At 49.6% G+C, this 6,303-nt stretch carries 5 protein-coding genes; all 5 read right to left on the reverse strand.

What is annotated here, in order from left to right; genetic code table 11:
- Window positions 1-93: 93 nt before the first annotated feature.
- Complete coding sequence (locus tag ACR6Z4_RS31885) at window positions 94-894, reverse strand: hypothetical protein (protein WP_479721348.1); 801 nt, start codon at window positions 892-894, stop codon at window positions 94-96.
- Between the two features lie 455 nt (window positions 895-1,349).
- Window positions 1,350-1,937 (reverse strand): TIGR04376 family protein, encoded by a 588-nt coding sequence (locus ACR6Z4_RS31890; protein ID WP_479721349.1) that lies wholly within the window; start codon window positions 1,935-1,937, stop codon window positions 1,350-1,352.
- Between the two features lie 175 nt (window positions 1,938-2,112).
- Window positions 2,113-3,648 (reverse strand): class I SAM-dependent methyltransferase, encoded by a 1,536-nt coding sequence (locus ACR6Z4_RS31895; protein WP_479721350.1) that lies wholly within the window; start codon window positions 3,646-3,648, stop codon window positions 2,113-2,115.
- 339 nt (window positions 3,649-3,987) lie between these two features.
- Entirely contained in the window at window positions 3,988-5,169 is a 1,182-nt protein-coding gene (locus tag ACR6Z4_RS31900) for a hypothetical protein (protein WP_479721351.1), read from the reverse strand.
- A gap of 342 nt (window positions 5,170-5,511) precedes the next feature.
- Window positions 5,512-6,303: ABC transporter ATP-binding protein (locus ACR6Z4_RS31905; protein ID WP_479721352.1), on the reverse strand; the 792-nt coding region annotated here is incomplete at its 5' end.

A 6,303-nucleotide genomic window follows, 5' to 3' on the forward strand; every position in this document is an offset into this window, starting at 1 on the left:
GATGAGGGCGATCGCGTTTAGTGCACACTACAATCCTCTAGATCACGATCCTTTAGATCGGATGGCAAATAAGGTGTTGGTACTGACCTTGCCTTAGGTCGCCCGATGTCCGATTGCGATTAACTTATCTTGTTTTTGGGCTTTGTAGTGTTCTGCCGCATAGTGATCGAAATGGCGATAGAGTCCGACAGGGGCAACAATGCGGCAACTGAAAAATTCGACCACCGCCTGACCATCGGGCAAAATTTTGACTTTGGGTGAAAAGTCGTTGGGCTGAGCATCTCGCCACTGCCAGTTGACTTTACCTGGAATGCTATCAATCAGGCGATGGTGCGTCCATTTACAATAGCTACCGAGTGCCCCAAATTCTTCCAACTCTCGGCGCAAAATAGACGCAATCAAAAATGAAGCAGGTGAGCGATCGCCCTCTAGGGCTTCCATAAAATGCAGCAATGCTCCTTCTGGCATCGGGGCTTGCGTAATATCATCACTGGCAACCAAAACTTTTTCTAGCTGTGCCGTAGTACTCATGCTTTCTGGCACTGCCCAGACGGCACCGTCACCATGCTGATTAGAACGATAAAGATAGCTCACCAGGCGAAATTCAGGATGGAGCCAGACTCCAGGCAGTTTTAATAATGCTGCCGCCGGGTTGACTGTACTGACCAGCCAATGATTTTGAAAATTGATCAGCGATGAATCGGGATCGTCATTTCCCCCAAACGAAAACAGACCACTCAATTCGTCTAAAGAGTCGGGTTCGGGAATGTCATCTGGGCTACCTGAATAGTTGGCAAACGAGGCAGCATATTCGCCATCAGATAACGCCAACGCATTTCTAATATGTTGCTTGATCTTTTGAATCGATTTAAGGGGGAATTTATGAATCGACATAAGTCTCAGTGGACAAGATTTATAGAAAGAGCGACTTTTGCCAAGTCAAATTTTATTAATAGTATGACGCTTCAGACGAAGTAGCTGGTGGAAATAATTCGTGTCAGGATAATACCCTAAAATTCTGTCCTGGGTTTACCCCACCCCGTTTTCAGGAATAATCTCAAACCCATATAGCAATTGCATGGTTCATTACAGCGGGGGGCAGAGGTGGAACCCCTGTCTGAGGACACAACTCCCGCGCCCCTGTCCTCGCCAGCCCTTCGACTAGCTATGGCTATTGTCCACGGCATGAAGTACGAGGTTTTGAGTGAGAGCCACGCGGAGCGTGGCTCTCACTCAAAACCCGCAGGTTATCCGGGCGCGAAGTGCTATAGGTTCAGGTTGAGCGCTGACTCAAACTTTAAAGGTGCGTTCTTGCTGAGGGTTCTATCTAGCTTGCCCACTGTGACGACCTACCGTTCCATGCTGCGTTTTAGATTTTCCAGGTCTTCATCGGTTTCCCATTGGCGAAATTTTTGCTCTAACGGATCAGACATATCGCGACTGCCGTAGCTATAGCTCTGATTCCATCCCGACGTTTGCCATTGTTGCTCAGCTTGTGAATAGCTGCTAGCCGAGCGGTTCGCCTGCATTTCTACCAATTTGGTTTGAACTTCTTTGCGCTTTTGTTGGATCTGACGTTGCAGCTCGATGGTTTCAGGAATCCGTTGTTTCGTCTGTTCCATTTGTCCCCAGAGTTGGTTGCCCTGACGCAATAGCGCCGCCTCGCGTTCTTCTGCTGGCTTGAGCAAATCTAGGCGGTTGGCAGTTCTGGCTTTTTCGACACGGACGTGCCAGCGCTGCACTTCCTGAGCGGTGGATAGTATTTCATCTTGCAATTTCTTTTCTTTCAGCCGCAAATCCCCCAGCAGCCGAATCGTTTCTTCTTCCTGGTCTTGTAATTTATCTTCCAGTGCCTGAAGTTCGAGGTGAGGGTTATTCCGCAGAAATTCATCCAAGCGGTCTTCTAAAAACCGACTGAAATCATCAAACACTGCCATACCCAAGACTCCTGTTCAGACTTGCCCTCCTATCCTAGCAAGCTCCGCTTTAGAATATAGCGCTTCGTGCCTAGATGGAGGATGGGTATTAGGTGAAAGCCACGCAGAGCGAGGCTTTCACAATAACTTGTATGTCACGCAATGGAGCGTATGGGTAATGCTGACTCCCAGTTGCTTAATTGCTACCACTCCCCAAGAGTTTTTTTAAGCCAGATAGTTTAGAACGCAACTGTTGCAATCCGGTTTGGGGCGGTTCGGCGGCGGGTGGCGTGGGCTTTGCGGCTTTGGCGGCTTGACGAGTTTGCTTCCGTTCTTGACGCTCCAGGCATTTGCTCAAACGCAGGTTGCAGTTTTCATAGAACTTACTGGTGGGGTCTGCCAGGGGTAGGGTTTGTTGATAAGCGGCGATCGCCTCTTCGATCAACCCCAACTTTTCGGTATAGAGTCCGCGATGGAAATAAATCCGCTGATCGGGTTCTACACCGGGTAACGTAGACGCTGTTTCTTCGGCGCGATCAATCAGTTCTAACGCTCCGGCATAGTCTTCTGCTCTGCCTAAATACTGCGCCTGCCCAATTAGACTGGCAATAATCTGGTTGCCATGTGCCCCCGGCAACTGCTCGATGCGTTTGTAGAGTATGTTGGCTTCATCCCACAACTTCACCTTTTTGCAATACATTGCCAAGGGTGTCAGGTGGTCGCTACAGGAAACCTCGGCATGGTCAGGAATGGCACCTTTACAAACCTCGGCAACGGCTTCAGTCTTGCCCTGGGCATCGAGGGTAGCCGCGAGGCGATGACGAATGCCCATCTTAAATCGAGCGGGTAACGTCTGATCTTGCAACAGTTGGGTCAGCAAGGTTTCGGCGTGAGCATACTCCCCTGTGCGGTAAGCATCGCAAGCGGTGAAATAGGTATTGATGTTAGGGTCTAGCCAGCGATCGTCATAGGCTTGCGAAAAGTCGCCAGCTTTTCGCAAAAAGAAGGAAATACTGTTGAGGACGATATCTTTGGTGTGGATCTGGATGCCCCCCATTTTGATGCGCAAAACAGGTTCGTTATCGGGTGAGTCGGTTAATGAACAATCGGGTGTATCCAGTAACTCAAAACCACGAATCAGCGGGTTTTCGCCTGTTAGCCAATGCTCAATCCAATAGCGATCGGTAAACAGCATATTGGGTTCGTAGCTGTGCAGGTCGGTGGGGTTAAATTCGGTGGTTAATGCCGCAATTCCTCCGGGTTTGAGAATGCGGTGAATTTCCTGGTAGACCTTGTGCAAGTCTTTGAAGTTGTGGACATGCTCGATGGAGCAGCAACTCCAGACAAAATCAAAACTTTCGTCAGGATAGTCCACCTGGGTCATATCCATATGGCGGACGGTCAACCGTTCTGGATGGTAGGGAAACGGGTTTTTCTCATATACCTGTTGCGTACTCATGGCTGCGGTTGACCAGTTTTCTGATTCGTATAGGTCAGTCGCAATCACAGACTCGCAGACATTGGTAAAGGCATAGATCAGGGGTTCGTGCCCCACTCCTAAGCCGATAATGCGAGCTTGCCCGTTGAGTAAGCCGAGGTGCTTTAGCACTAAGTAGACTTGGATGAATTCCCAAGATTTGCGATCTTTTTCTGTAAACCCAAGCATGGATGCGACAGACTGGAATTCTTCGTTTTGCCAGTCAACAACATCCGCAACTTTACAAAACTTCATATGGCTGACCTAGTTCAGGAGATATAGCAATTTTTGATTGCGTGATGTACAAGTTACTATGCGAGAGCCGCGCGCCGCGCGGCTCTCGCACAACAGCTGTAATGTATCCAGGCGCGAAGCGCTATCAATAGGGCAGGGTTTTAGGGTAATCCAGTAAAACCTCATCATAGGAGCATTGCCCCACAGCCCCTTGTTCACAATACTATTTGTGGGATGGTCTAGATCTGCGATTAATGTTTAGGAAAGGCGCGCGCCGCGCGCCTTTCCTAAACATTAACAATACCTTTGAAACACTACCCTAGTTGTGAACGCCATCGTGTACGGTCGAGGTGTGAATGCTTAAAATTGTTGCCCAACAAAAATCGATCGCACTTCTCCATTTCGTCGGACAATTGCTTCTGAATTGGAGACAGAAACCAGTGCCCACCCGCTGGAACCAATGCTTTCACCGATATGAATGCGTTGTACCGCACCATTGATTTCAAACAGGGCGACTGAGCGATCGCCTTGCTCCAATAACCCTACCAGAAGATGGGTCGCAGAAGGGGCGATATTAGGGATCGATGTGGGCGCAGCGGCGACCGTAGGTTGAGATGCCGGGGTGCCGGGAACGGGGGGAAGAGTTGCGGCATTGGGAACAGTGCTGGGCAGGGCATTGGGTGCAGAAGCGATCGCCTGAGGCGGTTGATAGACCGGAATATAGACGCGTTCTAAAACCGTTGGGTTAGCCCCAGGCGTGGGAGGACTGCCTGGTACCGAGGCTACGGCTGCTGGGTTATTGCCCGTGGCAGCGGCAATTTGGCGGTTGGCTTCAGTGCGACGATCGATATTGTTGAGCGATCGCTGGATATAGTTCAAAAAGCTGGTGTCGGCTGGGCTTGTCTGCGTTTGTCCGGCAGGAGCTGCTGCAGCGGGGACTGCCTGTTCGCCGGTGTTGCGAAACACAACCCAGAGGGCAGCTGTTGCGACCAATGAGGCACAGGCGATGGCAAACAGTAATTGGTCAAACGACTGACTCAAGCCTCGATGCTGGGTACTGGGAGCGATCGCGTCTTGAGATTCTGTCAATTCTCCCGATGCCGGAAGAGGCTCCAGGCTGCTGATGTCTATGTCGTCTGTTGTGTCTAATGTATCTAGTCTGTCTAGTTTGTCTAACTCTGACTCTTGCCGGGGCATCAGGGAAGACAAAATCATCGCAGGCAAAGAGCTGGCTTGAAAAACGGGCTCAGGGGGTTTGACAGGTTCGGTTGGCAAGCTGGCACCCGGTTCTAACGACCGTTCCAAGTCTACAAACAACTCATCCATCAAATGGTTGGCATAAGAATCAACCGAGAAGGTGCTCATATCCATCAAAGCTGTCGCTCCCAAGAATGTCTCTGGGGCAAGCTCTCCCGCGTCTGCTGAGGTCAGGTTGAGAGAAACCGAAGGGCGATCGCTACTTGGTTCCGTTTCTTCAGCATCAGGAAGGGGTGTTGCCGGAGAATCTAGTTGGGTGGGGTCAAGGCTGACACGCTCAGACATAGTTCGCTCGTAAATTTAACGATGGAGTGTTTTGAAAACCAGAGATGCAAACTTGCACTTCACTCTATCTCAATCTCTCAACTCAGTCATAACTTTCGGTGTAAATTTTTAACTTACAGCTATTTTCAATTGCTTAAGCCACAGATTTTTTGTTGTGTGCCGCGCGGAGCGCGGCACACAACAAAAAATCTAAATATATTCAAGCGCGAAGCGCTGTAAGCTCGTGGATTTTATGACCAAATGGGGTTCCTCTGGGACGGCATTGCTTAATAGTGGAATGAACTTGAACGTGAAACCAAAGGTTTCACGTTCAAGTTCATTCCCAACATCAGCAACGTTTTTCTATGACTCCAGCATTTGTAAGCGGTAGAGGCTGGCATAGAGACCTTCTTTTGCCAGTAGATCTTCATGACTCCCTGATTCAATCAATCGTCCTTGCTTCAGGACTAAAATGCGGTTGACATTGCGAATGGTTGAGAGACGATGGGCAATGATGATGGCAGTTCGCCCTACCAGCAACCGTTCCAGGGCTTCCTGAATCATCGATTCAGTACCCACATCTAAATTGGCAGTTGCTTCGTCCAGCACCAGAATAGATGGGTTACGGATTGCTGCTCGGGCAAAGGCTAGCAATTGCTTTTGTCCGCCCGATAGATTGGTACCCCGTTGTCGCAGCATCGTATCATAGCCCTGCGGCAATTGCTCAATAAACTGCGCCACATTGGTTTGCTCGGCAGCCGCCCGAATTTGCTCAATCGAATATGTTTCACCCAGTGAAATATTACCTTTGACATCTCCGGCAAAGAGAAATCCGTCTTGTAAAATCACTGCCATCTTGCGCCGTAACTCTGCCTGCGGCAGATCGCGGACATCTTTTCCATCCAGCAAAATTCCACCCTTAGTGACTTCATATAACCGGCATAAAAGCCGAATGATTGAGCTTTTTCCAGCTCCAGTAGGTCCCACCAATGCCACCTTTTCACCGGGATAAATGGTGAAATCTAAATCGCGCAGCACATATTCATCCGGCTTGTAGCCAAACCAAACATGATCAAAGCGGATCTCACTGGGAATAGGGGATGAGGGGAGGATGAGGGGTGAAGAAGATGAGGGAGGTGAAGAAGATGAGGGAGG

The organism is Calyptranema fuscum S582, assembly GCF_055793305.1.

Bases quoted from the DNA above. Each gene is read 5' to 3' on its own strand.
- ACR6Z4_RS31885 (WP_479721348.1), bottom strand. From the start codon at position 894: ATGTCGATTCATAAATTCCCCCTTAAATCGATTCAAAAGATCAAGCAA.
- ACR6Z4_RS31890 (WP_479721349.1), bottom strand. From the start codon at position 1,937: ATGGCAGTGTTTGATGATTTCAGTCGGTTTTTAGAAGACCGCTTGGAT.
- ACR6Z4_RS31895 (WP_479721350.1), bottom strand. From the start codon at position 3,648: ATGAAGTTTTGTAAAGTTGCGGATGTTGTTGACTGGCAAAACGAAGAA.
- ACR6Z4_RS31900 (WP_479721351.1), bottom strand. From the start codon at position 5,169: ATGTCTGAGCGTGTCAGCCTTGACCCCACCCAACTAGATTCTCCGGCA.